This window comes from Comamonas sp. F1-6 (assembly GCF_039581415.1).
Lineage (GTDB): Bacteria > Pseudomonadota > Gammaproteobacteria > Burkholderiales > Burkholderiaceae_C > Comamonas > Comamonas thiooxydans.
The window spans coordinates 43,455-68,948 of sequence record NZ_JBCPWN010000025.1; the positions used below are offsets into that span (position 1 = coordinate 43,455).

General features: G+C 62.4%; 20 protein-coding genes and 1 tRNA gene. 10 read left to right on the forward strand and 11 right to left on the reverse strand.

From position 1 onward, the window contains the following. Nucleotides 1-4 precede the first annotated feature (4 nt). The 3 genes from phoU (at nt 5) to phoR (ending at nt 2,884) form a co-directional block, all read left to right on the forward strand. Entirely contained in the window at nt 5-706 is a 702-nt protein-coding gene (gene phoU, locus AAIL66_RS20645) for a phosphate signaling complex protein PhoU (RefSeq protein ID WP_003067322.1), read from the forward strand. An 18-nt stretch (nt 707-724) separates the two neighbouring features. After that, entirely contained in the window at nt 725-1,420 is a 696-nt protein-coding gene (gene phoB / locus AAIL66_RS20650) for a phosphate regulon transcriptional regulator PhoB (protein WP_003053455.1), read from the forward strand. A gap of 87 nt (nt 1,421-1,507) precedes the next feature. After that, nucleotides 1,508-2,884 carry a phosphate regulon sensor histidine kinase PhoR gene (gene phoR, locus AAIL66_RS20655; RefSeq protein WP_343497629.1) on the forward strand — a complete coding sequence of 459 codons (1,377 nt, stop codon included), beginning with the start codon at nt 1,508-1,510 and terminating at the stop codon, nt 2,882-2,884. Here the strand turns inward: phoR and AAIL66_RS20660 are convergent. The 3 genes from AAIL66_RS20660 to AAIL66_RS20670 all read right to left on the reverse strand — a co-directional run bounded on the left by AAIL66_RS20660 (nt 2,881) and on the right by AAIL66_RS20670 (nt 6,397). Beyond that, complete coding sequence (locus AAIL66_RS20660; RefSeq protein WP_343497630.1) at nt 2,881-4,254, reverse strand: MATE family efflux transporter; 1,374 nt, start codon at nt 4,252-4,254, stop codon at nt 2,881-2,883. The genes phoR and AAIL66_RS20660 overlap by 4 nt on opposite strands. Continuing rightward, nucleotides 4,251-5,975, reverse strand: coding sequence for a hypothetical protein (locus AAIL66_RS20665; RefSeq protein ID WP_343497631.1), 1,725 nt, complete (start codon nt 5,973-5,975; stop codon nt 4,251-4,253). Before AAIL66_RS20665 ends, AAIL66_RS20660 begins: the two co-directional genes overlap by 4 nt. Before the next feature lie 176 nt (nt 5,976-6,151). After that, nucleotides 6,152-6,397, reverse strand: a complete 246-nt coding sequence (locus AAIL66_RS20670) for a type B 50S ribosomal protein L31 (protein ID WP_003053459.1) — start codon at nt 6,395-6,397, stop codon at nt 6,152-6,154. Nucleotides 6,398-6,753: 356 nt separating this feature from the next. On the opposite strand from AAIL66_RS20670, the gene AAIL66_RS20675 reads away from it, so the two are divergent. The 5 genes from AAIL66_RS20675 to AAIL66_RS20695 all read left to right on the forward strand — a co-directional run bounded on the left by AAIL66_RS20675 (nt 6,754) and on the right by AAIL66_RS20695 (nt 13,906). Continuing rightward, entirely contained in the window at nt 6,754-8,457 is a 1,704-nt protein-coding gene (locus AAIL66_RS20675; protein WP_343497632.1) for an alpha/beta fold hydrolase, read from the forward strand. Between the two features lie 87 nt (nt 8,458-8,544). Next, nucleotides 8,545-9,018, forward strand: a complete 474-nt coding sequence (locus tag AAIL66_RS20680) for a phasin family protein (protein WP_343497633.1) — start codon at nt 8,545-8,547, stop codon at nt 9,016-9,018. Between the two features lie 183 nt (nt 9,019-9,201). Then, a complete protein-coding gene (locus tag AAIL66_RS20685; RefSeq protein WP_343497634.1) occupies nt 9,202-11,520 on the forward strand; it encodes a DUF3141 domain-containing protein in 2,319 nt (772 codons plus the stop codon). Next, entirely contained in the window at nt 11,517-12,638 is a 1,122-nt protein-coding gene (locus AAIL66_RS20690) for a bifunctional enoyl-CoA hydratase/phosphate acetyltransferase (protein WP_343497635.1), read from the forward strand. The genes AAIL66_RS20685 and AAIL66_RS20690 overlap by 4 nt, the downstream gene beginning before the upstream one ends. Before the next feature lie 71 nt (nt 12,639-12,709). Further along, on the forward strand, nt 12,710-13,906 hold the full coding sequence (locus tag AAIL66_RS20695; protein WP_343497636.1) for an acetate/propionate family kinase: 1,197 nt from the start codon (nt 12,710-12,712) through the stop codon (nt 13,904-13,906). A 53-nt stretch (nt 13,907-13,959) separates the two neighbouring features. On the opposite strand, the gene AAIL66_RS20700 is transcribed toward AAIL66_RS20695, so the two are convergent. The 7 genes from AAIL66_RS20700 to trxA all read right to left on the reverse strand — a co-directional run bounded on the left by AAIL66_RS20700 (nt 13,960) and on the right by trxA (nt 23,073). Beyond that, on the reverse strand, nt 13,960-14,250 hold the full coding sequence (locus AAIL66_RS20700; RefSeq protein WP_343497637.1) for a helix-hairpin-helix domain-containing protein: 291 nt from the start codon (nt 14,248-14,250) through the stop codon (nt 13,960-13,962). Between the two features lie 88 nt (nt 14,251-14,338). Beyond that, complete coding sequence (locus AAIL66_RS20705) at nt 14,339-15,466, reverse strand: ABC transporter permease (RefSeq protein WP_034358702.1); 1,128 nt, start codon at nt 15,464-15,466, stop codon at nt 14,339-14,341. 159 nt (nt 15,467-15,625) lie between these two features. Further along, nucleotides 15,626-18,412 carry a ribosome-associated ATPase/putative transporter RbbA gene (gene rbbA / locus AAIL66_RS20710; protein WP_343485157.1) on the reverse strand — a complete coding sequence of 929 codons (2,787 nt, stop codon included), beginning with the start codon at nt 18,410-18,412 and terminating at the stop codon, nt 15,626-15,628. 20 nt (nt 18,413-18,432) lie between these two features. Next, nucleotides 18,433-19,512 (reverse strand): HlyD family efflux transporter periplasmic adaptor subunit, encoded by a 1,080-nt coding sequence (locus AAIL66_RS20715; protein WP_034392652.1) that lies wholly within the window; start codon nt 19,510-19,512, stop codon nt 18,433-18,435. Nucleotides 19,513-19,522: 10 nt separating this feature from the next. Next, on the reverse strand, nt 19,523-20,965 hold the full coding sequence (locus AAIL66_RS20720; RefSeq protein WP_343497639.1) for an efflux transporter outer membrane subunit: 1,443 nt from the start codon (nt 20,963-20,965) through the stop codon (nt 19,523-19,525). A gap of 230 nt (nt 20,966-21,195) precedes the next feature. Beyond that, nucleotides 21,196-22,458, reverse strand: a complete 1,263-nt coding sequence (gene rho / locus AAIL66_RS20725; RefSeq protein ID WP_012839098.1) for a transcription termination factor Rho — start codon at nt 22,456-22,458, stop codon at nt 21,196-21,198. Nucleotides 22,459-22,743: 285 nt separating this feature from the next. Continuing rightward, nucleotides 22,744-23,073 (reverse strand): thioredoxin TrxA, encoded by a 330-nt coding sequence (gene trxA, locus AAIL66_RS20730; RefSeq protein ID WP_003053480.1) that lies wholly within the window; start codon nt 23,071-23,073, stop codon nt 22,744-22,746. Nucleotides 23,074-23,286: 213 nt separating this feature from the next. Between trxA and AAIL66_RS20735 the strand changes: the two genes are divergently transcribed. Further along, entirely contained in the window at nt 23,287-24,573 is a 1,287-nt protein-coding gene (locus AAIL66_RS20735) for a TIGR03862 family flavoprotein (protein ID WP_045840073.1), read from the forward strand. A 482-nt stretch (nt 24,574-25,055) separates the two neighbouring features. Continuing rightward, entirely contained in the window at nt 25,056-25,370 is a 315-nt protein-coding gene (locus tag AAIL66_RS20740; RefSeq protein WP_003067300.1) for a hypothetical protein, read from the forward strand. A gap of 45 nt (nt 25,371-25,415) precedes the next feature. On the opposite strand, the gene AAIL66_RS20745 is transcribed toward AAIL66_RS20740, so the two are convergent. Further along, a tRNA-Asn gene (locus AAIL66_RS20745) sits at nt 25,416-25,491 on the reverse strand. Nucleotides 25,492-25,494: the final 3 nt, after the last annotated feature.

Here is a 25,494-nt window from a genome sequence, read left to right on the forward strand (position 1 = left end):
AAAAATGACAGAAAAACATTTGTCCACGCAGTTCGACTCCGAACTCAATCGTGTCTCGGCACGCGTCATGGAGCTGGGCGGTCTGGTCGAGTCGCAGATCAGCAATGCCGTCTACGCACTGACCAGCTTCAGCACCGAAGCGGTTGAGCAGGTCATCAGCACCGAGCAGCGCGTCAACGCCATGGAGGTCGAGATCGACCATGAGCTGTCGTCCATCATTGCGCGCCGCCAACCCACGGCCCGCGACCTGCGCCTGCTGATCGCCTTCTCCAAGGCCACGGCCAATCTGGAGCGCATGGGCGACGAAGCCTGCAAGATGGCCCGCATGGTCAAGTCCATCATCGAAAGCGGCGCTGCCCGTTCGCTGCCCAGCGGCGAGTTGCGCATGGCTGCACAGATGGCCTCCGAGCTGCTGCGCAAGACCCTGGATGCCTTCGCACGACTGGACACCAAGGCGGCGGTTGCCATCTTGCGTGAAGACGACCTGATCGACGAAGAGTTCGACGGCTTTGTGCGCAAGCTCATCACCTACATGATGGAAGATCCGCGCACCATCTCCGCCAGCCTGGACCTGCTGTTCCTGGCCAAGGCCATCGAGCGTATCGGCGACCACTCCAAGAACGTGGCCGAGCTGATCATCTACCTGGTCGAGGGCAAGGATGTGCGCCATCAGACCATGGCTGAAATCGAATCTGCGGTGTTGTAAGACGGAGGCTACTCAGGGATGAAGAAGATGCCCATGGTCCTCATCGTGGAGGACGAACCTGCGATTGCAGAGTTGATCGCGGTCAATTTGAGGCATAACGGCTTCCAGCCCGTCTGGGCGGAAGACGGTGTTTCGGCGCAGCGCGAGCTTGATGCCGTGCTGCCCGACGTGATTTTGCTCGACTGGATGCTGCCCGGGGCCAGCGGCCTGTCTCTGGCCCGCAAATGGCGTGCCGACAGCCGCACCAAGGCCGTGCCCATTCTCATGCTGACGGCGCGTGGCGACGAGCCCGACAAGGTGGCGGGCCTGGATGCCGGTGCGGATGACTACATCACCAAGCCTTTCTCCACCCAGGAGCTGCTGGCCCGTATCCGTGCCGTGCTGCGCCGCCGTGCGCCTGAGCAGGTGCAGGACAAGGTCAGCATTGGCGAGCTGGTGCTGGATGCCGCGGCCCACCGCGTAAGCTGGCAGGGCGATCTGCTCAAGATCGGACCCACCGAGTTCAAGCTGCTCAACTATCTGATGAAGCACCCCGAGCGCGTGCACAGTCGTGCGCAGTTGCTCGACAAGGTCTGGGGCGATCATGTCTTCATTGAAGAGCGTACCGTGGACGTGCACGTCAAGCGCTTGCGAGAATCGCTGGGCGTGGCGGGTGTTCTGATTGAGACCGTGCGCGGTGCGGGCTACCGTTTCAGCGCCCAGGCCATGGCCTGACAGCATTTCCCCCCGAACCTCGGCCCGGCCTGGCTGGGTCGTCAAAAATCACAACTGAAAGCAAATATGGGGTGGCGTGGTTTTCGATTGTTGGCTTCTCAGGTCGCGGCAGCCGTGGTGGTATGGCTGCTGTGGGCCTATCTGGTTGCACCCGGTGCGACGGTGCTGCAGCAATGCGTGGCGGCCATGACGGGCGCCTTGATCGGCGGCTGGATATGGTGGCTGGTGGACAGCTGGAATGGCGCGCGGCTGCTGCACTGGCTGCGCCAGTCGGAGCTGGGCGCGGTGCCCAATCTGGCAGGGATCTGGGGCGAGGCCAGCGTGCGCATGCGCCGCTGGATTCGCCAGAGCGTGCAGCAGGTGCAGCAGGGCGACCAGCGGCTCAATGACATTCTGTCTGCCTTGCAGGCCAGTCCCAATGGTGTGGTGCTGCTCGATGCACAGGGCCGCATCGAATGGTGCAATCAAATTTCCGCCAAGCAGTTCGGCTTTGATGCCGAGCGCGATGTGCTGCAAAGCATCGGTAATCTGGTGCGAGATCCTCAGTTCAGTGCCTATTTTGCGGCGCAGGACTTCAGCCATGATCTGGTCATGCAGGGGCGCGAAAGCACACCTTCGCGGCCGGTCAAGCTGTCGGTGCAGCTCTACGGCTACGGTGAAGGGCGCAAGCTGCTGCTGGCGCGCGATGTGACGGCGCTGGAGCAGGCCGAGGCCATGCGCCGCGACTTCGTGGCCAATGTCTCGCACGAAATCCGCACGCCTCTGACCGTGCTGGCCGGTTTTGTCGAGACCCTGCAGAACCTGCCGCTCGAGGAAGACGAGCGCAGGCGCTATCTGGAGCTGATGGCCCAGCAGGCCGAGCGCATGCAGCATCTGGTGGAAGACCTGCTGACCTTGTCGCGCCTGGAGGGCAGCCCGCTGCCCAGCAACAATGACTGGGTGTCGGTGGCGCAGCTGCTCAATCGCTGTGAGAACGAGGCTCGCGGCCTATCCAATGCCTTGACGCGCAAGCAGGCCAAACCCCATGTGCTGAACTTTCCTGATGAGCGGGCGCTGCGGCAGGCCGGAGATCTGGCAGGTGCAAGCGCAGAACTGCACAGTGCGTTTTCCAATCTGCTGGCCAATGCCATGCGCTATACGCCGGCCGGCGGGCAGATTGATGTGCGCTGGCAACTGCTGCCCGATGGATCGGCCCGCTTTGCCGTCAAGGACTCCGGCCCCGGCATCGACGAAAAGCATGTGTCGCGCCTGACGGAGCGCTTTTATCGCGTGGATCGCAGCCGCTCACGCGATACGGGCGGCACCGGCCTGGGGCTGGCCATCGTCAAGCATGTGCTGCAGCGGCATGGCGCCAGGCTCAGTATTGAGAGTGAGCTGGGCAAGGGTTCGGAATTCGCCGTCACCTTCCCGCCCAGCCGAGTGCGGGCGGCTGCAGAAGTGCCCGCCAAGGCACTTTCTCATTAGGAGGCCCTGGGCCGGGCCTGCGGCTTTGGTGGTCGTATGGCTCTGTGCAAAATGCTGCTGAAGGCCATGGCCGTGACAAACAGGGCTGCCGCGCTGCAAACCCAGAAGGGCATGGGCGTGGCTTGCCAGTCCAGCCAGCCTTCGGCTGCTTGCCATCGGTAGGTCAGCCAGTAGCCAAGGCCCAGGCCGCCGCCCCATAGCAGCAGGCAATAGATCACCAGAGGCGCCACGGTCACGCGATAGCAACGCAGCACGAAAATGCAATAGGTCTGCACGCAGTCCGCCACATGGTATGCAGCCACGCAGATTAGCAGCCAGGACGTCATTGCCAGCACCCGCGGGGAGTCGGTGTAGATGTCTGCAATCCAGGTGCGAGTGATCAATAGCGTAGCTGCTGTCGCAATACCGATGAGCAGGGCAAGTTTGAAACACTGTTGAATCAGCGTCCTGGCCTGGGCTTCATCACCGGCGCCGCGCCAGTAGCTGACGCGGGCGCTGGTGGCGATGGCCAGAGACAGCGGCACCATATAGCAGATGGCGGCCAGATTGGCGGCGATCTGGTGGCTGGCGGACGAGAGCGAGCCCTGCCTTGCCACATACAGGGCCATGAGGGTGAAGGAGGTGACTTCCACCAGAATGGCCAGGCCTGCAGGAATGCCAAGGCGGCAGAAACGCCCCAGCTGCAGCCAGTCAGGGCGCTCCAGCTTCTGCCAAAGCGCCAGCGGAGCATAGAAATCCTGAGTGCGCATCAGCCACAGAGCCACGGCAAACATGGTGTAGTTGACCAGCAGCGTGGCCAGTGCGCAGCCCACTGCTCCGAGGGGCGCAAGACCCAGCCCGCCAAAGGTGAACCAGATGGACAAGGGGATCTTGATCAGCAGCGAGATGAGTTGCAGCCAGGTGACCAGCTTGGGGTGGCCTAGCGCCTGGTTGAGCGCGCTGTAGATGCGAAACAGCAGCGCCGGAGGCAAGCCCCAGGCCAGTACGGCGAGATAGCGCTTGACCTCCAGTTGCAGCACATCGGGCACGCCCGTCCAGTGCAGCAGTGCACCGGGCATGAGCAGCACCGCCATGCCGAGCACGCAGGCCATGGCGCACAGATACATGGACTGGCGCAGCGATTGACCTATGGCCAGGGGCTGACCAGCGCCGCGCTGCTCGGACCACAAGGGCAGAAGAGCCTGAAAAATGCCCATCAGCGAGGCATAGACGCTGATGAAAATGGCCGACCCTACGGAGAGGGCGGCCACGGCATCGTTGGAATAGCGGCTGGCCACGATGGTGTCGGTGGTGCCAAAGGCCATGACGGCCAGCTGCCCGGCCAGCACGGTGCCCGCATGCCGTCCTATGTACTGCAATTCGCCCTTCATGGGGCTTTGGGGTCGGTGTACTTGAGCAGTACCAGGACTTCCTTTTGGCCTGCCAGACGGGTGATGCGGCTGACCTCGCTCCAGCCCTGGCGCAGTTTGCGATTGTGATCGCCCGCCCAGCGGTCTGCGTCGACCAGCGCCCAGCCGCAGTCGCCTGGATTGCTGCGACGCAATAGCGCCGTATCCACATGGGTGTAGTAGCGCACGGCCGCAATCTGCGAACGGCCCAGGCCGTAGGTCAGCACGCAGCTTGTGGCGCCGTTCTGCTTGAGTTCGCCGCCCAGCTGTGTCATCTGGAATTCATAGCTGCGAGCATGATCCAGCGGCTCCATCCAGAGTGTGGACAGCAAAACCCAGCTCAGTGTGGCGCCGCCGGCCGGGAGCACCAGGCTCTTCCAGATGGCTGCACGATTGCGCGAGGTGCGCCAGACCACCAGTGCAAACCAGCCGGCCGTGGCGATCAGCGCCACGATGACGGTGAGCCAGGAGATGCTGGCCTCGAACTGCGGAGCCAGACGCGCAATATTGGCGGCGATCTTGGGCGGGAATCCGGTCTGAAACGCCAGCCAGACCACCCAGATGGCAATCGCGGATGCCGTAAAGAACAGCAGCGTGAACCAGTCGATCAGCGCGCTGATGCTGCGGCGGAATGTGGGCAGGGCGAAGGCGGCCAGGGTGGCAATGGCGGGAAGTCCCAGCAGCAGCGCACGATCGGCCGGGGTGCTGCTCAGGCAGGCAGCCACAGGGACTGTGGCAAACAGCAGGGCGATGGACAGATGCGGGTTGTGGCCGGGGCGTGCAATCTGGCGGCGCCAGACCCACAGCGTCCACAAAGCCAGGGGCCAGGCGGGCCAGCAGAACCACAGCAGCAGTTGCAGCAGGGCATCCCAGTCCTTGAACGAGTCCACCAGATGCCAGACCCATTGATGCAAGGCCGTGGTCAGGCTGGCAGCGAGCACCGTGGCGGCCAGCCAGGCTGCGGCCCAGGTGCGGGCCTGGCGGTGGGCGCGGCCGGGATTGTCGCCCCAGCTGCGCTGTGTGAAGGCGATCACGCTGCCACCCAGTCCGAACAGTACGGAAAGAGTGGGGGCGCCGCTCAGGGCCAGTCCCAGCAGGCCGAATAGCAGTGCTGCGGCTGACTTCCTGGGGTGATAGGCCATGGCCGCCGCTGCAAAAAACAGAAGCGCCGTGCAGCCCAGCTGCGTGACATAGCTGGTGGTTTCATGCGAGAGCTGGGCCAGGCCCAGGCAGGCAACCAGGGCCAGCAAAGCCGCATCGGCCATGGCGCGGGCATAGTCGATCAGCTGGGCTTCCCCGCCAAAGGCAAAGGCCACGGGCTGCGCCCCGGGGGTGCGTGCAAGGTAATAGGCTCCCCACCAGGTGGCGCCAAGGGTCACGATCAGCAAGGCGATGAAGGGCAGGCGCGCCGCCATCTCGGCGCCAAGCAGCCACTCGAAACCCTGCAAGGACAAGGCACCAAGCCAGTAGGGCAGCAGACCGTCCATGCTGGGAGCCAGGCCCGAGAGCTTGGGGGCCAGCCAGTCGGTCTTGCCCAGCGCCAGCTCGCGCATATAGCCAAAGGCCTCCATATCGTTGGAGCGCCAGGGGCCACGCATGACAAAGCCGGGAATTACATAGGCCAGGCACAGCAAAAGCAGGGCCCAGCGCGGCAGGCGGCGTACAGCGCTTTGGGCAACGATGGCAGGTGTGGGCTGGTTCACGCAATCAATCCAGTAGCGGCTGTGCGAATTTGCACGGCCAGATCAGGCGAAAGCGCTTGAAGTCAAAGCGCTTGGTGCTCCGATGATAGGAGCATTGGGATTCCGTGGGGCGGCACCCAAAAAAAGAAAAAGGCAGCACGGTTGCCCGGGCTGCCTTTTCAGCAAAAAAGTAAGAATTACTTCTTGCCGAAGCGGTTGCGGAACTTCTCCACGCGACCACCCATGTTGTCCACCGACTTTTGTGTGCCAGTGTAGAAGGGGTGCGATTCAGAAGTGGTATCCAGCTTGAACAGAGGGTACTCTTTACCTTCGAAGTTTTCGGTTTCCTTGGTGGAAACGCAAGAACGTGTCACGAACTTGAAGCCGTTGGACATGTCAACGAACAGAACTTCGCGGTAATTGGGGTGAATGCCTTCTTTCATGATCTTTCCTTTGGTCAAGTGCGGGAGCCGCACCAGCCTGTCCGGTGTACTTTCCGCATAAAAGCTCTCCATTATTGCACACAATGAGAAAACAGTACCACCTGCGTCCGCAGGCGGTGGTGTGCGGTCAGCTTGCAAACCATGACCAATAGCTTCGGTGGCAGGCCTGATCCAGGCAAGGCTGCAGAGTTCTTCTAGCTGCAGCAGCCCGGTGCTTGGAGCCGGCTTGCGCATGCCGGAGCGCTTCCGGCTGCGGGAGCTTGATGTGGCTCAACTCCCGGCAGGTCGTGACTATGCAACAACTTCTGCAGCGCATAAGATGTTGCGTTATTGCCATGCAGCAAAAAGGGGCCGCTATGGTTGACCGCGAGGCCGAAGCTCAGTTCAGTTCCAGCCAGCAGCTTGATCAAGCTGTGCGTGCGATGTGGGCGCAGCAGTGGCTGTCGGTTTCCCCCGAGTCCCAATGGCAGGCCTGGATGGATTGGGCCGGCAATCTCGCCATCAGCCCGGGAAAGCGTCTGGATCTGGCAAGGCTGGCGCTGGAGGAATGGGTCAGGCTTTGCTATGGCGGGCCGCAGACGCAGGAGGCGGAGCGTCTCTTTCAGGCTCCTGAATGGAAGCAATGGCCGTTCACGGTCATGAGTGCGGGATTTGTTGCCCAGCAACGCTGGTGGCAGGCCGCCACCCAAGGCGTTCCAGGTGTTGAAAAACATCACGAGCGTCTGGTCGGGTTCTGGAGCAGGCAGTGGCTGGAGATGCTTTCGCCCGCGAACTTTTTTGCCACCAACCCGATAGTTCTGGAACGTACCGCCAAAGAGGGCGGGGCGAATCTGGTGCGCGGCTTCCAGTACCTGATGGAGGATGTGCATGCGCAGCTCACAAACAAGCCGCCTGCAGGTTGCGAGGGGTTTCAGGTGGGGCGCGATGTGGCCGTCACCGCTGGCAAGGTGGTGCTGCGCAACCAGCTGATGGAGCTGATCCAGTACGCGCCGACAACCGACAAGGTCCATCCCGAGCCGGTATTGATCATGCCGGCCTGGATCATGAAGTACTACATCCTGGATCTTTCGCCACACAATTCGCTGATCAAGTATCTGGTCGATCAGGGACATACGGTGTTCTGCGTCTCCTGGAAGAACCCTGATGCCGGCGATCGAGATCTGGGCATGGACGACTATATCGAGCTGGGCTGGCGCGCTGCGCTGGATGTCGTCACGGCCATCGTCCCGGGGCAGAAGGTGCATGCCGCAGGCTATTGTCTGGGCGGAACCTTGCTGGCCATTGCGGCAGCCGCGATGGCGCGCGATGGAGACGAGCGTCTGGCATCGATGACCTTGCTGGCGGCGCAGACCGATTTCACCGAACCCGGCGAGCTGGCGCTGTTCATCGACGAAGCGCAGATCAGCCTGCTTGAGGCCCAGATGGCCCAGCAAGGCTATCTGCGCGCCGATCAGATGGCGGGCGCATTCCTGATGCTGCGCTCCCATGATCTGCTGTGGTCGCGTATGGTCAATCAATACCTGCTGGGCGAGCGGGCGCCGATGAGCGATCTCATGGCCTGGAATGCCGACGCCACGCGCATGCCAGCCAGGATGCACTCGCAATACCTGCGCCGTCTGTTTCTGAATAACGATCTCAGTGAAAGCCGCTATCCGGTCGATGGCAAGCCGGTCTCGCTTCTCAATCTGCAAGTGCCCATCTTCTGTGTGGGAACGCTCACCGATCATGTAGCGCCTTGGCAATCGGTATTCAAGCTGCACCACCACACTGCGGCTGAAATCACCTTTGTGCTGACGAGTGGCGGGCACAACGCCGGCATCGTCAGCGAGCCCAGCCATCCGCGACGCCGCTACCAGTTGCTCACGCGGTCTGTCGGCGCGCAGGACGTTGTCGCCCAGCAGTGGCAGCAAGAGGCCGAGCAGCGCCAGGGCTCCTGGTGGCCGGCATGGGACGAGTGGCTCAAAAACAGATCCGGCACACCGATAGCTCCGCCGCGCATGGGCGGCACGAGCGGCGGGCCCTTGTATGACGCTCCAGGCCAGTACGTGCTCGGGCATTGAGTTTTCAAAAGCCGTCTGGTCACGGTGATATGCCGGACGGTCCGCCAGCCTCTCGATAGGCACCACCATCACCATAGGGAGAACGATATGAGCATTCAAGCGACCCCCCTGAATCTGTTCAAGGCCAATGCCGAGCTGCAACTGCGCATCGCTCAGCTTATGCGTGAAAGTGGCCATCGCTGGCTGGCAGCCGCGCAGCAGACCAGTGCTGCAGGCATCAGTGAAACCACGGCGGAACTGCAAAGCCTGCTGCGTGCCGAAGACTGGCAATCACTGGCCAGCCTGCCCGCCGAGGCTTTCATGCGCAGGCTCGAAGACCGCATGAGCGATGCCAAGAGCGCCAGCGATATCGCGATCAAGAACCAGCAGGCTTTTGCCAGCGGTCTGCAGCAGGCCCTGGAGGCCTGGCAAAAATCTGTGGCCGAGGCCCTGCGTGCCGACGGCGCGCCCAATCTGCCCGCTTTGCCACTGCAGGACATCTTCAAGCAATGGCTGTCTGCCTGGACGCCGGCAACTCAGGACCCCGCTCAGACCAAGAGCGGCAAAGCAGCGCAGAAGTAGGCAATCGGCTGGCGCAGCTTCAGCCCAAGATGGCGACGCTGCCGCCTGCGGGCCGGCTGGTCAGCTGGCTCTCCATTGCAAAAAATCCGATGTTTTCGGCGTTTTGTGGCGATCCATAAAACGCTGGATGCTATTGTTTTTGAATCTTCTTGAGACAGAAGATTGTGACTTCGGGAGCACGACATGAGCAAACCCAGCGGGACCAGTCCGTCGACCAACGGGTCTGTTGATCCTTTTGCATGGTGGCGGGCCGCCGGGGCCTATGCGGTGGATGCCGCTCAACGTGCTGTGCTGTATGCCGACATCGAGCGGCAGGTGGGCGACCAGTACCGGACCCAGCGTGAGGCCAGGATGCCGAACGTGCTGCATTTCCCCGCGGAACTCGTGATGTCGGGGCTGGACCTTCCGAGACCTGTCAACTATGGCCTAGTGCGCATTCAGGCGTCCGAAGACCGGCCTGCCGACCCCGCCAAGCGTCCATTCGTCGTGATAGATCCACGCGCCGGGCATGGCCCGGGCATAGGTGGCTTCAAGCCCCATAGCGAGATCGGCGCTGCGCTGGAGGCTGGTCACCCTTGCTACTTCGTCGGTTTTCTGCCTGATCCCGTACCTGGTCAGACGGTGGAAGATGTGATGCGCGCCGAAGCTGCGTTCATGCGTCGCGTGGCCGAGCTTCACCCCGAGAGTGAGGGCAAGCCGGCGGTCATCGGCAACTGCCAGGCGGGCTGGCAGATCCTGATGACTGCCGCTGTCTGGCCCGAGCTGTTCGGGCCCATCATTGTTGCCGGAGCGCCCCTGTCGTACTGGGCTGGCGACAATCCCATGCGTTATTCGGGCGGGCTCCTCGGGGGCAGCTGGATGACGGCTCTTGCCAGCGATCTGGGTAACGGCCGCTTCGACGGCGCCCATCTGGTGCAGAACTTCGAGCAGCTCGATCCGGCCAACACGCTGTGGAGCAAGCAGTACAAGGTCTATGCGAATGCCGACACCGAAGCCGAGCGCTATATAGACTTCGAGAAATACTGGGGTGGCTATGTCTTCCTCAACGATGTGGAGATGCAGTACATCGTCGACAATCTGTTCATAGGCAACAGGCTGTCGACGGCCCAGTTGCTGACATCGGACGGGGTGCGCATCGATCTGCGCAATATCCGCTCGCCTATCCTGGTGTTCTGCTCCTATGGCGACAACATCACGCCGCCGGCCCAGGCTCTGGGCTGGATCACCGATTTGTACGCCAGCGACGACGACGTGCGCGCTCATGACCAGACCATCATCTTCAGCACGCACGACAGCATCGGTCATCTGGGCATCTTTGTTTCGGGTGCGGTCGGCAGCAAACAGCACCGCAAGTTCGCCAGTGCCATCGAGCAGATCAATCTGCTGCCGGCAGGCATCTACCGCGCCAGCGTGGACGATGCCACGAAGCAGGAGCAAAAGCTGCTCCATGATCCCTATCTGCTGAGCATCCGTGCCAGCGGCATCGATGAAGTGCGCGATATCGTCAAGCCCGATCCGGAGTCTGATCGCCGTTTCGACGCAGCGGCCCGTGTATCCGACATCAACCTGGCTCTGTATCGCAGCATATGGCAACCCTGGGTGCGTGCGCTGAGCACTTCCCAATCGGCACACTGGTTGCAGACCTTGCATCCCATGCGCCTGCAATTCGAGGCCTGGAGCAGCCAGCACCCGCTGGCTTGTCTGATACGCAGCAGCGCCGAATACATACGCGAACATCGCCAGCCCGTGGATGAGGCCAATCCCTGGCTGCACATGCAGCAGCGGTGCTCGGCCGCACTGGATCGCGCTCTCGATGATTTCCGCGACCGGCGTGACCACATCTACGCCCTGTGGTTCGACATGCTCTATGGCTCGCCGCTCATGCAGGCGCTGGCTGGGCATGCCTATGGCGAGAGCGCACCAGTGCGCCAGCATCCTGGCTCCACCCCCGAGCATCTGGCGCTGATGGCGGCCAGGCAGAAACAGATCGAGAGCAGCGTGGATCAAGGGGGCGTGCTCGAAGCCACGCTGCGCGGCTTGCTGAGCGTGCTGTCCCGGCGTCCCGCGGTGGACGAGCGCTACTACCACCTGGCTGCGCAATTGCTGGAGCAGCAAGCACCTGGGCGCTGGAGTCTGGCCGAGCTGCGAGCCGCCATCCGCGAGCAGACCCTGGTGATGAGGCAATGCGGCAGCGCCGCCATCGAAGCCATTCCAGGCCTGCTGAAGAACACGCCTGCCGACACCATCCGCAAGGCCGGCGAAGCCATCACCCAGATGGCAGCCATCGATAAGGAGCCCGGCGCCGAGGAGGATGCCGTGAGACATGCCTTGCATCAGGTGCAGGCCTTGTTCGAGCAGGCCGCACTGGCGCAGCAGCCCCGGATCCAGGAGCCTCTGGAGCTGGCGCCGGCTCCGGTGCAGACTCCTGCAGCTCCCCGGCGGGCTGCGGCTGCTGTGCGACGTAAACCGGCCGCACCACGCGGCAAGAAAGGAGTGCGATGAGTCAACCGAGCCCAGACATGACGCTGCAGCCGTTTGAGGGCATAAACGTCGGCGACAGCCTGCGCGTTACCGTTGCCTCCCGTGACACGAGCACGCTGACGCTGCTCTGCGCCCACGATGCGCAGCCCCGGCAGCCATCCTCGCAGCAAGCGGTTTCCATGTCATCAGGCGGTGCAGCGCAGCCGCTTGACGTTGCCTCGCATCATGGCCTGACCCGGCTGCTGGCGGCTGTCAAGGAACTGCCGCCAGTTCGCGTGGGGGTCGTCCATCCCTGCGATGCCACCAGCCTGTCCGCCGCGCTTGATGCGCATCGGCTGGGGCTGATCGAGCCGGTCCTGATCGCTCCGCGCGCCAGGCTGGAGGCGGTTGCTCTTGCGCAGGGGGTCGAGCTGCAGGGCCTGCGCATCGAGGACGTGCCGCACAGTCATGCAGCAGCCGAGCGTGGTGCCAGACTTGCCGCCAGCGGCGAAGTCGAGGCACTGATGAAAGGCAGTCTGCACACCGACGAGCTGATGGCGGCTGTCGTTGCCGGTAGTGCCGGGTTGCGCACCAAGAGGCGTGTAAGCCATTGCTTTGTGTTGCAGACGGCCAGCTACCCACGCCCCTTCATCGTCACCGACGCGGCCATCAACCTGGCCCCCGATTTGTTGCAGAAGGCCGATATCGCGCGCAATGCCATCGAGCTGGCACAGGTTCTGGGTGTGGCAAGGCCCAGGCTCGCCATCCTCGCCGCCGTCGAGACGGTCAACCCCAACATGCCTGCGACACTGGATGCTGCTGCATTGTGCAAGATGGCCGACCGGGGCCAGATCACCGGAGGCGTGCTGGACGGACCGCTGGCTTTCGACAATGCAGTCTCCATCGAGGCCGCGCGTACCAAGGGCATCACCTCTCCAGTGGCAGGTCAGGCCGACATCCTGCTGGTGCCCGATCTGGAAAGCGGCAATATGCTGGCCAAGCAGCTCATGTACCTGGGCGGCGCTGCCAGCGCAGGCATCGTGCTTGGCGCCAAGGTGCCCATCGTGCTGACCAGCCGCGCGGACTCGCGCGAATCCCGCATTGCATCCTGTGCGATTGCGCTGTTGCTCGCACATCACTACCGGCAGACGCCGCCCTGAAATACATGGCCGATGGCACCGGACTGGCAAGTGCAGCAGTCTCGGTCACGTCGGCAGACAAAGGCCCTGGCATGAGCAATTCCGTCATCATCGTTTTGAACTGCGGCTCGTCGAGCATCAAGTTCGCCGTATTCGAGGCAGCAAGTCCCCTGCCGCGCAAGCCTCTTTGGAACGGCAAGGTACAGGGCATTGGCGGGCCCGCTCCCGACTTCGGAGAAACCGGCGTCAAGCCCTTTGCCATCGAACTGGGCGCAGAGCATCCGTATCGCGATGCGCTGCGCATCATCCGCGAACGCATCACGGCTCGGCTCGAGGACCGGCCCGTGGCCGCGATCGCTCATCGGGTGGTGCATGGCGGCAGCAAGTATTTCGAGTCCACCCGCATCGATGCAGGCGTGCTGCGAGACTTGCGCAGCTATGTGCCGCTGGCACCGCTGCATCAGCCGTTTGCGCTGGAGGCCATCGAGATCCTGTTGCGCGAGCGGCCCGACATCGTGCAGATTGCCTGCTTTGATACCGGCTTTCATCACAGCCTGCCCAAGGTGGAGCAGATCCTGCCACTACCCTACGAATGGTGGCAGCGCGGCGTTCGCCGCTATGGCTTTCACGGACTCTCGTATGCCTATATGGCGACCGCGCTGGCCGAGCGTCATGGCGACAGGGCCAGGGGCCGCACCATCGTCGCCCATCTGGGCAGCGGCGCCAGTCTGTGCGGCATGCAGCAGCTGCAAAGCGTGGCGACCACCATGGGCTTCTCGGCCCTGGATGGATTGATGATGGGCACCCGCACCGGGGCGTTGGACCCCGGGGCCGTGCTCTATCTGATGGAGATCGAGAAGCTGACGCTTCAGGAGGTCGGGCGTCTGCTCTATCACGACTCGGGGCTGCTGGGCGTGTCGGGTATCTCGTCCGAGCCGCGCGTGATCCTGCGCCATGTCCGGGATTCAGGTGAGGCTGGCGAGCGGGCGCGCATGGCGCTGGACCTCTTTGTACGCCGCATCGTGCGCGAGATCGGTTCTCTGGTCGCTGCGCTGGGCGGGCTGGACATGCTGGTGTTCACGGCGGGCATTGGCGAGCACAGCGAGGAGATTCGAGCCCGCGTCTGCGCCGATCTGGCATGGCTGGGCCTGGAGCTGGATGACCAGGCCAATGCAGCCCATGCACCGCTCATTTCATCTGCAGACAGCCGAGTACTGGTGGGGGTGGAGCCCACGAATGAGGAGTGGGTGGCCGCCCGCGATACGGTGCGAATTCTCGCGGATTCATAGTCTTTTTGACGCGCATCGAGTGGCGGCAGGGCTTGAAGGCGCCATGCCGATATTCATGGCGGCACAGAACTGAGGCTGGACGGTTGTGCGCCGGCTTCGCTCTCTTGCGCCGGACACTGCCTGGCCGCATCGATGCTCGCCTGGATGGTCGAGCGTGCCTGAGGGCTGTTCTTCCAGCAGCTGGAGCCGGTGAGGGCCGAGACCTTGGCGACGATGTCCAGTGCGTTGGCCTGACGCAACTGCGCAAATGAGCCGTAGCCCAGGGATTCCAGCCGGCTCAGCACCGTGGGGCCCACGCCCTTGAGTGCAAGCAGGGATTGGCGTTCTTCAGTGGTGAATGGCATGGGCCGAGGCCTTGGGGTTGGAAGGGAAAAACTTTCAGCAGAAACCGGCAATACGCCCTTCATGGTTGCCGCGGCGCCTGGCCAGAACTCAGGCCATGCTCGACAAGGTTTTTCTGAACCGCATCAGCGACAGCCAGAACAGCACGGCGCCGATTCCCGCCAGCCACACAAAGGGCTTCCACACGGTTTCGATGCCGGCGCCGCGATACAGAATCGCCTGACCCAGCTCCACAAAGTGCGTGGTGGGAGCGAACAGCATCACATCCTGCACCAGCTGGGGCATGGATTCGCGGGGAGTCATGCCGCCAGACAGCAATTGCAGCGGCAGCAGCGTCAACACCATCAGCAGGCCGAACTGCGGCATGCTGCGCGCCACCGTGGCCAGAAAGATGCCCATGGCCGTAGTTGCGAACAGGCACAGGGCCGAGCCTGCCATGAACAGCAGCAGACTGCCTTCGATGGGCACCTTGAGCGCGCCGCGCACGACCAGATTGAGCGAGACACCTGCCGCCAGCAGCACCACGGCGCCCATGGACCAGACCTTGGCCAGCATGATCTCGGTAGGCGTCACGGGCATGACCAGCAGATGCTCGATGGTGCCGTGCTCGCGCTCGCGGATCAGCGCCGCGCCCGTGAGGATGATGGAGAGCATGGTGACGTTGTTGATGATCTGCATCAGTCCGCCGAACCATATCTTGTTAAGTCCGGGGTTGAAGCGGGCGCGCAGCTCCAGGTCCACGGGCAGTGCGCTGGCTCCCCGGTGGCGCTGCACGAACTCGTTGACTTCGGCCAGCACGATCTGCTGCACGTATCCGCTGCCGGAGAACGCCTGGCTCATGCGCGTGGCATCCACGTTCAGCTGCAGCTCGGCCTTTCTGCCGGCCAGCACATCGCGCTGGAAGTTGGGAGGAATGGTCAGCGAGAAAGTGAAGTCGCCTGCATCCAGCCCAGGATCCACATGGCTGAAATCCACCATCTGCGGCGGCATGAACTGAGGCGGGTAGAACGCCGAGCTGATGCGTGCGGACAGCGGCGACTGGTCTTCGTCGACGATGGCAATCGGCGCCTTGTGCAGCGTATCGGGCATGGCCGTGGCCGCGGTGTACACCGAGGCCGTGAAGGTGTAGACGATGAGCACCAGCATCACCGGGTCGCGCCACAGGCTCCACAGTTCCTTGACGCCCAGGCGCCAGATATTCTTGAGGCTATGCAACATCGTAAAAGTCCAAGGTGTGCCGTGAAGCAGAAGACGCTCTGAACAAGCGCAGGCCCAACGCAGGGACACCGAGCCAGGGCCGCCCCGCAGCGAAGGTGTCGTCCCCCTCCCGCGCAGCGAGAGAGGGGGAAGGCGCGCAGCGACTCAGGGGGAGCTTCATTACTTCTCCTGCTTGGGCAGAGCCCAGATGGCCACGCCCATGATCACGGGAATGGCGATCAGCAGCGGCAGCAAGGTAGGCGCCAGATCGTGCAGGCCCAGCGCCTTGTTGAAGACGCCGCGGCTGATGGCGAACATATAGGTGGCCGGGTAGATCTCGCCAATCCAGCGGCCGGCGCCTTCGAGCGAGGACACCGGATCGGTCAGCCCCGAGAACTGCGTGGCCGGAATCAAGGTGCCCAGCATGGCAAAGAACATGGCGGCAATCTGGCTGCTGGTGACGGCAGAGGCCAGCAGCCCCATGCCTGTGGCAATGATGCTGAAGAGCAGGGCGGCCATGACGAGCAGGGGAAAGCTGCCGGTCATGGGCACGCCGAACACGAATACCGCCATGGCGCACATCAGAAAGAAGTTCAGCATGGCCAGCACCACATAAGGCAGCTGCTTGCCCAGCAGAAACTCGATGCGGGTCACGGGAGTGACGTAGAGGTTGACGATGGAGCCCAGCTCTTTTTCGCGCACCACGGCCAGGGCCGTGAGCATGGCGGGCAGCATCATCAGCAGCAGCGGAATCACGGCCGGCACCATGGCGGGCAGGCTTTTCACATCGGGGTTGTAGCGAAAGCGGGTTTCCAGGCTGACCTGGCTGCCCAGCTGCACGCCCAGTCGCTCGCGCGCCTGCTGCACCAGCCACAGCTGGTGCATGGCCTGGACATAGCCTTTGACGGTCTCGCCGCGCTGGGGCATGGCGCCGTCAAACCAGGCGCCCACGGCAACCTTCGAGCCGCGCAGTACATCACGGCCAAAACCGGGTGGAATCTCGATGGCCAGCGCCAGCTCGCCGCTCTTCATGCGCCGGTCCAGGTCCGCGTAGTCCTGGATGGGAGGCATTTCAATGAAATAGCGCGAGCCTGCGAGATTGTTCACATAGTTCTGGCTGATGGTGCTCTGGTCGCGGTCGAGCACGGCAAACTTCAGGTCTTCGACGTCCATGCTGATGCCGAAGCCGATCACCACCATCAGCACCAGCGAGCCCACCAGAGCCAGGGTGGCGCGCACGGGATCGCGCTGCAGCTCCAGCGACTCGCGCCACAGATAGCTCCACAAGCGTTGCAGGCTGAAGCCAGGGCCTTTGTGCGCGTCGGAAACAGGAGCTTGCTGCGCTTTATCTGTATTGGTATCAGATACTTTTGATGCTGAAGATAAGGCTGAGTCAGCGGTGGCAGCTTCTTTTTTGATATCAAGCACGGGCGCTGCCTCGCCCGAGGCCTCCACCAGATAGCCGATGAAGGCCTCCTCCAGGGTGGCCGCGCCGCGCTTGGCGGTCAGTGCTGCCGGCCTGTCGCTGTCCAGCACCTTGCCCGCATGCATCATGGACATGCGGTCGCAGCGCTCGGCTTCGTTCATGAAGTGCGTGGAGATGAAGATCGTCACCCGGTCGCGGCGCGAGAGCTCGATCAGCAAGCGCCAGAACTGATCGCGAGCCACGGGGTCCACGCCCGAAGTGGGCTCGTCGAGAATCAGCAGCTCCGGCTTGTGCACCATGGCCACGGCCAGAGACAAGCGCTGGCGCATACCCAGCGGAATATTGCCGGGCAGCGTCTCGCGCACTTCGGTGAGGCCGAAGCGGGTGAGCATTTCCTCGACCCGCGCGGGGATCTCGGCCGGATCCACGTGGAAGAGTTCGGCGTGCAGCACCAGGTTCTGCAGCACGGTCAGCTCGCCGTAGAGCGAGAAGGCCTGCGACATATAGCCCACGCGCCGGCGCGTGGCCACGTCATGCGGATCGATCTTCTTGCCAAACAGCCAGGCATCGCCCTCGCTGGCGGGCAGCAGCCCGGTCAGCATCTTCATGGTGGTCGATTTGCCGCAGCCGTTGGAGCCCAGAAAGCCGAAGATCTCGCCGCGACGAATGCGGAAATTCACATGGTCCACGGCCACAAAGTCGCCAAAGCGCATGGTGAGATCACGCGCCTCGATGGCGATGTCGTCATCGCTGGTCTGCAGCGGCGGGATCACCACGGCGGCATGGCCGCGCTTTTTTTCCTCGGGTAGCAGGGCGATGAAGGCTGCCTCCAGCGCCGGCATGCCGGTGCGCTCAAGCAACTCGGCGGGGGTGCCGGTGGCCAGAATCAGGCCGTCATCCATGGCAGCCAGCCAATCGAATCGCTGGGCCTCGTCCATATAGGCCGTGGCCACGATCACGCTCATCTGCGGGCGCTGGCCGCGAATGCGGTTGATCAGATCCCAGAACTGCGCGCGCGCCAGCGGATCCACGCCGGTCGTGGGCTCGTCCAGAATCAGCAGGTCGGGGTCGTGGATGAGGGCGCAGCACAGCGCCAGCTTCTGCTTCATGCCGCCCGAGAGCTTGCCGGCAGGGCGGGAGAGGAATTTCTGCAGTCCGGTGCTCTGGGTCAGATCGTCGATGCGCGCTCGGCGCTCGGCCGCGTCATGACCGAAAAGGCGGCCGAAGAACTGCAGATTCTCTTCCACCGACAGTGTGGGGTAGAGGTTCTTGCCCAGGCCCTGAGGCATGTAGGCAATGCGGGGGCAGACGGCATCGCGGTGCTTTTTGCTGCGCATGTCGCCGCCAAGCACCTGTATCTCGCCGCCCTGCAGGGCGCGCGCGCCGGCAATTAAAGACAACAGGCTTGACTTGCCCACGCCGTCAGGGCCGATCAGGCCGACCATGATGCCTGCAGGAATCTCCAGGCTCAGTCCGCGCAGCGCCTGCGTCTTGCCGTAGGCGAGCGTCACATTGCGCAAAGTGGCTACATGCTGGGTCATGGCAAATGGGGACGCAACGTTCAAGAGGCAGAAGCGTCACCGGTGCGCAGTTCCAGCTTGGCCGGCCATTCGCGCTCTTTATCGAGCTTGATCCAGGCCACACCGGGCAGGCCTGTCTTGACTTGAGTCAGGTGCTTTTGCAGCAGGTCCGGTGCAATACGTGCCTTGACGCGGAACATCAGCTTCTGTCTTTCGCTGGCCGTCTCCACGGTCTTGGGTGTGAACTGGGCGGTGCTGGCGACAAAGGACACCTGAGCCGGAATCACATATTGCGGAGCCGCATCCAGCACGATGCGCACCTCGGTGCCAAGGGCCACTCGGCCTGCCACGGTCTCGGGCAGGAAGAAGCTGATGTAGACGTCCGAGACATCCACCATGTTCAGCACCTTGCCGCCTGCGCCGATCACCTCGCCGGGCTGGGCCAGCCGGTATTGCACGCGGCCATCGCGCGGGGCGGTGAGTTCGCTGTCCTTCACATCGGCATCGATGCGCTGGACGGTGGCGGCAGCGGCCGTCACCGCCGATTCCGCACCTATGGTCTGGGCCTTGGCTGCGTCGATGGCCGCCTTGGCGGCCGTGGCCTGGGCCTGGGCGGCCTTGAGCGCGGCCTGGGCGCCACGCACGCGGGCCCGGTCGTCGTCCAGCTCCTGCTCCGATGAAGCACCTTCGCGTGCCAGTGTCTCGGAGCGCTTGACGCGGCGCAGTGCTGCATCCAGTTCGGCCTCGCGCTGGGCCACCGTGGCCATGGTGGCCGCGTACTGGCTTTCGCGCAGCGCGATTTCGGCGCGTGCCGAGGTCACCGCATGAGAGGCGCGCTCACGACCGGCTATGGCTTCGCGCTGCTGAGCCTGCAGGCTTTCGATCTGCATGCGCGCCAGTGGCTGACCGGCTTTCACGAACTCGCCTTCCTGCACCAGGATTTCAGCGATGCGGCCGGCGTATTTGGTGGCGACGTCGATTTCGGTGGCTTCGATGCGGCCGTTGCCGCTGACGAGGCCTTCGGATGCCTGTGCGCTGCGCCATTGTTGCCAGCCATAGGCGCCCAGGGCGGCGGCGGCAACGATGAGCGCGGCGATGGTCAATTTCTTGTTCATGGGCATGGATTCGCAGTCAAGGTTGGAGGGCTGCAGGGCTGGGGGCTCTGTTCTGGCCTTGAGCCAAGTAGCCTCCACCCAAAGCGGCATAGAGAGCGACCTGGGTGGACAGCAGGGCTTCACGGCCCTGAACCAGTTGCTGCTCGGCACTCAGCAGGTCGCGTTCGGCATCCAGCACATCGAGATAGGGCGAGGCTCCCTGGTCATAGCGCAGCCGGGCCAGTCGGGCACGTTCCTTGAGTGCAGCGCGCTGATCGGTCAGCACCACGAGCTGCTGCTCGAGCATGGTGCGGCTGGACAGCGCGTCCAGCACTTCGCGCATTGCTGTCTCTATGGTTTTTTCGTACTGGACGACCGCCATGTTCTGTCGCACGGCCTGCAGATTCAGGTTGGCCTGGCGCTGGCCGCCGTCAAAGATTGGCAGCGAAATCGTGGGAGCAAACTGCCAGGCACGGCTGCCGCTTCTGAACAGGCCGTCGAGTTCGGCGCTGGCCGTGCCCCAGCTGCCGGTCAGCGCGATACGGGGCAGAAACGCGGCGCGTGCGGCGGCCACGTTGGCCTTGGCCGCCTGCAGCCCGTACTCGGCGGCAATGATGTCGGGGCGCTGTGTCAGCAGATCGGACGGCAGGCCTTCGGGAATCGGTTTCAGGATCACGGCGGTGGAGCTGCTCTTCGGCAAGCGGTCTGCATCCATTCCCGTGAGCTGCTGCAGTGCATTGGCCTGCAGCGCACGCTGCTGTGCCAGCTGGGTGCCTATGGCCTTGGCCTGGTGAACCAGAGTCTGTACCTGCGTGAGCGCATAGCGTGAAGTGGAGCCCACCTCGGTGCGGCGCTTGAAGATGCGCAGCGATTCCTCTCGGCTGGCAATCGTGCGCTGGGTCAGGGCCAGGCGCTCATCGAGGCTGCGCAGGGCCAGATAGTTCAGTGCCACCTGCTTGACGAGACTGGATTGAACTGCATGCTGCGTGGCATCCAGCGCCAGATAGTTGCCTAAAGCAGCCTCGCTGAGGCTTTTGACACGGCCCCAAAGATCGAGTTCCCAGCTGTTGAGGCCGACAAAGACTTGCTGATCGCCGGCGACGACGGAGCGGCCGCTGGCGTTGAGGTCGGCGGGAACACGTGCTCTGCCATGGCTGCTGCCCAGGCCAATGCTCGGCAGTCGAGCAGCACTCTGTATGTCATAGGCAGCCTGGGCCTCCTGCACACGCAGCAATGCAAGGCGCTGGTCCTGATTGTGGGCAAGAGCTGCGCGAATCAGCTCCTGCAGGTTTTGGTCAAGGTAGAAGTCTTGCCAGGCAATCGATGCCGTATTTGCTGGCGCAGCGTTCTCTTGTTTTTTTGTCCACTCCAGAGGCCACTTGTCCGGCAGCTTGGCCTGGGCCTGTGGCTGCAGCATCGGCACCGTCGGGCTGCAGGCTGCCAGTGCTGCCAGCAATGTGGCTGCTGCCAGCAGGCGCATCGGTGTGGTGTTGTAGGGTGGTGTGCGATTTGCTGAAGGGGCCATGAATGCAGAACCTGCGACTTGAAAGCTTTTGGCTTCCGGTTATCGCAAGATTTGTATAGATGTGTATCCCTAGTATTGGGGGGTGGCTCGCAATTCAGTTTGAGCTAGGTCAAGCAATGGAGTCAAGCGCCAGAAACAACAAAGCCCCGCGAGGCGGGGCTTTGTTGTTCCGGTGCACGAAGGGTTTAGCCGCCGCGACGCATCATGTCGAAGAACTCCACATTGTTCTTGGTGGCCTTCATGTTCTTGATCATGAGTTCCATGGACTCGATCTCGTCCATGTTGTACATGAACTGACGCAGGATGCGGGTCTTCTGCAGAATCTCGGGAGGCAGCAGCAACTCTTCACGGCGGGTGCCGCTCTTGTTGAGCTCGATGGCCGGGAAGACGCGCTTCTCGTAGAGGCGACGATTCAGGTGCAGTTCGCTGTTGCCCGTGCCCTTGAATTCTTCAAAGATCACTTCGTCCATGCGGCTGCCGGTGTCGACCAGTGCAGTGGCGATGATGGTCAGGGAGCCACCTTCTTCCACATTGCGGGCGGCGCCGAAGAAGCGCTTGGGGCGCTGCAGGGCGTTGGAGTCCACACCGCCGGACAGCACCTTGCCCGACGAGGGCACGACGTTGTTGTAGGCGCGGGCCAGACGGGTGATGGAGTCCAGCAGGATGACCACATCCTTGCCCAGTTCCACCAGGCGCTTGGCGCGCTCGATCACCATTTCGGCGACATGCACGTGGCGGGTGGCAGGCTCGTCGAAGGTGGAGGCGATGATTTCGCCCTTGACGGAGCGCTGCATTTCCGTCACTTCTTCGGGGCGCTCGTCCACCAGCAGCACCATCAGGTGCACATCGGGGTGATTGGCGGTGATGGCGTGCGCAATGCTCTGCATCATCATGGTCTTGCCGCTCTTGGGCGGTGCCACGATCAGCGCGCGCTGGCCGCGGCCGATGGGGGCGATGATGTCGATGATGCGGCCGGTGATGTTCTCTTCGCCCTTGATGTCGCGCTCCAGGCGCATCTGTTCCTTGGGGAACAGAGGGGTCAGGTTTTCAAACAGCACCTTGTGCTTGTTTTGCTCGGGCGAATTGCCATTGACCTTGTCGAGCTTGGTCAGTGCGAAGTAGCGCTCGCCATCCTTGGGGATGCGCACTTCGCCTTCGATCATGTCGCCGGTGTGCAGGTTGAAGCGGCGCACCTGGCTGGGCGAGATGTAGATATCGTCGGTGCTGGCGGTGTAGCTGGTATCGGGGCTACGCAGAAAGCCGAAGCCATCGGGCAGGATTTCCAGCACGCCGTCGGCGAAGACCTGTTCACCGGCCTTGGCGCGCTTTTTGATGATGGCGAACATCAGTTCCTGCTTGCGCATGCGACCGACGTTTTCGATCTCAAGCGCTTCGGCCTGCTTCAAGACTTCAGACACGTGCAGTGCCTTGAGTTCATTAAGGTGCATGAAATGACTCCAAGCGTGGAGTGAGAATAACCAGGGGGGGAGGCGTAGAGCCTAACGAGACACTGTGAAAGTGGGCAGGCTTGCCTGAAGAAAATCCAGCGCGGTCCCATGCGGTGGCCGGCGGTTCATACATTATGACAGGAAAACTGGCGCAGCTTGCAAGCAATTTATCGAGGATTTGTCATCTGCAGCCTGTGCCGGGCCTGTAGCAGATGCAAATGGGGGTGGGCAGCGGGTGCCCAGAAGCAAACAGAGCTCCATTGGGAGCTCTGTTTGTTGAATGCATTAGATATGCTGGTCGAGGAAGGCGGACAGTTGCGTCTTGTTCAGCGCGCCAACCTTGGTGGCGGCCAGCTGGCCGTCCTTGAACAACATCAGTGTGGGAATGCCGCGAATGCCGAACTTGGCTGGGATCTCACGGTTTTCGTCCACATTCATCTTGGCGATCTGCACCTTGCCTTTGTAGCCTTCGGCTACATCGTCCAAGATGGGGGCGATCATCTTGCAAGGGCCGCACCATTCAGCCCAGTAATCCACCAGCACGGTCGTGCCGGGTTGCAGTACGTCAGACTCAAAGCTTGCATCCGTGATGTGCTTGATCAATTCGCTGGCCATTTGTAGTCCTGGATTTTCTTGAATCAAAAAGGTAGGCGGTCTATTCGCCTAGTGAGTTGATTGTGACAGAAACTCATCTCCCGCCACGGTGTGTGGCTGGTTGTTTGCAGCTATCACGCTAATAGTGCTCGCAATATTGCAGAAATGCCGTCGGTGGTATTCTGCGCACCCTTTGGCGGCCGGTGGCTGCCGGCAGATTGAGGTGGTAGAAGTATGAGTGTCTCGGAGCCCTTGATGGCCGATTCCGAATGGGTCTGTGATGTGGCAGTGATCGGTGCCGGGCCTGCAGGCTTGATGGCGGCCGAGCAATTGGCAAAGGCCGGCTTGTCGGTCAGAGTGTTCGAGGCGAAAGCCTCGGCGGCTCGCAAATTCCTCATGGCCGGCAAAGGCGGCCTCAATCTTACGCACTCCGAGGAGTTTTCGAGCTTTGTCACTCGCTATGGCTGCCGCTCTGCAGATTTGACTCCCTGGCTCGAAAAGTGGGGTGCGAGCGAGCTTCAGGCCTGGGTCAAAGAGCTGGGTTTTGATACCTTTGTGGGGACATCCGGAAGAGTGTTCCCTGCGGATATGAAGGCAGCGCCGCTGCTGCGTGCCTGGCTGGTGCGTATGAAGTCGCAGGGCGTGCAGTTTCATATGCGTCACCGCTGGGTCGGCTGGGCAGAGGATGGCAAGCCGGTTCTTCAGACAGAAAGTGCCAGGGTCAAGATTGGCTGCAAGGCTTTGGTGCTGGCGACGGGCGGCGGCAGCTGGGCGCGTCTGGGCTCGGACGGCGCTTGGGTTTCGCTGCTGCAGGACAGGGGGGTGGGCATTGCCCCGTTGCAGGCGGCCAACTGTGGCTTTGATGTGGGCTGGCCGCAAGGGCGTGAAGCCGGCTGGAGCGAGGTCTTTGCTCAGCGCTTTGCCGGGCAGCCGTTCAAGTCGGTGGTTTTGAAGTTTGCGGACGAGCAAGGTGCCGGCTTTGAGCGTCAGGGTGAATTTGTTGCGACGCAGACCGGGGTGGAGGGGAGTCTGATCTATGCTGTCTCCTCCCTGTTGCGGGACTGCATTGCCCGCCAGGGCGCTGCGTGCTTCGAGCTGGATCTGTTGCCGCAGTGGAGTGCGGAGCGTGTGCAGCAGGAGGTGATGCGGCCGCGCGGCTCGCGCAGTCTCAGCAGTCATCTCAAAGGGCGTCTGGGGCTTGATGGCATCAAGGCGGGTTTGCTGTATGAGGTGCTCGGCAAGGATGGCATGGCGGACATGAAGCGCCTGGCATCCACGATCAAGGCGGTGCCTTTGACGGTGATCGCGCCGCGTCCCATCGATGAGGCCATCAGCACTGCAGGCGGAGTTCGTCTGGAGGCTCTGGATGCGCGGAGTATGTGTGCCGCTCTGCCCGGCGTCTTCTGTGCGGGAGAAATGCTGGACTGGGAGGCCCCCACGGGCGGTTATCTGCTCACGGCCTGTATGTCCTCTGGTGTTCATGTGGCCGAAGGGGTGCTGAACTTCCTGCAGGGCAACTGACTCGCGAGCTTGTGCTTGTCTGTGCGGCGGAGGGCGCAGCATTGAACTCTGGGGCGATCCCGTCCTGATGGCGGGTGCTCTTGCCTGCCGCAGCGCATAGGCAGGCTAGGGTTGGCGGCAACTCGGCATTGCTGTTGCTATTTGGGCAGGCATCGAGCTGGGCCCCGGAGCATGGCTGCCATGAAGATCTTCAATCCGAGGGGAAGGTCCTTGCCCACCGGGCGATGCAGGAGCTCCCGGAAATACCCGGACATGTGTCTGATTGACTCTTGAGTTGGGCTTTGTGACAGGATGGCAGTGTCTTAAGCCCTGCCTGGGGCCGGCTTTGGGTGGGCGGCCGCAAGTGGCGGGCGCCCCTCCTACGAGGCGAACTCTTGCTGTGGGACAGATGTCTTGAACCGGAGACATTACGCTGGCAACATTGCTCCATCGGTTGAGGAGTCGTGACGGATTTGCGTTGTTACCGGAAAAGGAGGTTGGACATGTTTTTCGGCAAGATCTTCGGTTTTGGACGTTCCGAACCGCGCTATATCCGCCGTACGCGTGCCTATCTGCAAGAGGCGCGCATGGCTGTTCTGGAGCACACTATCGCGGCGGAGTACTACCAGTCCTCCGCTCAGATGTACGCCGAACGTGCTGCGCGACTGGAAGATGAATTGCGAGCCTGGGAGCAGGGCGAGCAGCATATTCCCGTGGTGCCGCATCACTATCCCTATGTCCCTCACTCTGCACACAAGGCCGTCGCCGTGGATGCGCCGCCCGTGGGTGCTTCGGTGGGCGTGGTGAGAGCTGCCTGAGCGGAGAAAAGAAAAAGCCTGTATGAATGCATACAGGCTTTTGAATGGCTCCTCAACCTGGGCTCGAACCAGGGACCTACGGATTAACAGTCCGGCGCTCTACCGACTGAGCTATTGAGGAATA

Excerpts from the sequence above, each read along its gene's own strand:
- AAIL66_RS20670 (WP_003053459.1), bottom strand. The coding sequence starts at position 6,397 with ATGAAAGAAGGCATTCACCCCAATTACCGCGAAGTTCTGTTCGTTGAC.
- AAIL66_RS20740 (WP_003067300.1), top strand. The coding sequence starts at position 25,056 with ATGTTTTTCGGCAAGATCTTCGGTTTTGGACGTTCCGAACCGCGCTAT.
- AAIL66_RS20685 (WP_343497634.1), top strand. The coding sequence starts at position 9,202 with ATGAGCAAACCCAGCGGGACCAGTCCGTCGACCAACGGGTCTGTTGAT.
- trxA (WP_003053480.1), bottom strand. The coding sequence starts at position 23,073 with ATGGCCAGCGAATTGATCAAGCACATCACGGATGCAAGCTTTGAGTCT.
- phoB (WP_003053455.1), top strand. The coding sequence starts at position 725 with ATGAAGAAGATGCCCATGGTCCTCATCGTGGAGGACGAACCTGCGATT.
- AAIL66_RS20675 (WP_343497632.1), top strand. The coding sequence starts at position 6,754 with ATGGTTGACCGCGAGGCCGAAGCTCAGTTCAGTTCCAGCCAGCAGCTT.
- rho (WP_012839098.1), bottom strand. The coding sequence starts at position 22,458 with ATGCACCTTAATGAACTCAAGGCACTGCACGTGTCTGAAGTCTTGAAG.
- AAIL66_RS20700 (WP_343497637.1), bottom strand. The coding sequence starts at position 14,250 with ATGCCATTCACCACTGAAGAACGCCAATCCCTGCTTGCACTCAAGGGC.
- AAIL66_RS20705 (WP_034358702.1), bottom strand. The coding sequence starts at position 15,466 with ATGTTGCATAGCCTCAAGAATATCTGGCGCCTGGGCGTCAAGGAACTG.
- AAIL66_RS20660 (WP_343497630.1), bottom strand. The coding sequence starts at position 4,254 with ATGAAGGGCGAATTGCAGTACATAGGACGGCATGCGGGCACCGTGCTG.
- rbbA (WP_343485157.1), bottom strand. The coding sequence starts at position 18,412 with ATGACCCAGCATGTAGCCACTTTGCGCAATGTGACGCTCGCCTACGGC.
- phoU (WP_003067322.1), top strand. The coding sequence starts at position 5 with ATGACAGAAAAACATTTGTCCACGCAGTTCGACTCCGAACTCAATCGT.
- AAIL66_RS20680 (WP_343497633.1), top strand. The coding sequence starts at position 8,545 with ATGAGCATTCAAGCGACCCCCCTGAATCTGTTCAAGGCCAATGCCGAG.
- AAIL66_RS20735 (WP_045840073.1), top strand. The coding sequence starts at position 23,287 with ATGAGTGTCTCGGAGCCCTTGATGGCCGATTCCGAATGGGTCTGTGAT.
- AAIL66_RS20690 (WP_343497635.1), top strand. The coding sequence starts at position 11,517 with ATGAGTCAACCGAGCCCAGACATGACGCTGCAGCCGTTTGAGGGCATA.
- AAIL66_RS20695 (WP_343497636.1), top strand. The coding sequence starts at position 12,710 with ATGAGCAATTCCGTCATCATCGTTTTGAACTGCGGCTCGTCGAGCATC.
- AAIL66_RS20720 (WP_343497639.1), bottom strand. The coding sequence starts at position 20,965 with ATGCGCCTGCTGGCAGCAGCCACATTGCTGGCAGCACTGGCAGCCTGC.
- AAIL66_RS20715 (WP_034392652.1), bottom strand. The coding sequence starts at position 19,512 with ATGCCCATGAACAAGAAATTGACCATCGCCGCGCTCATCGTTGCCGCC.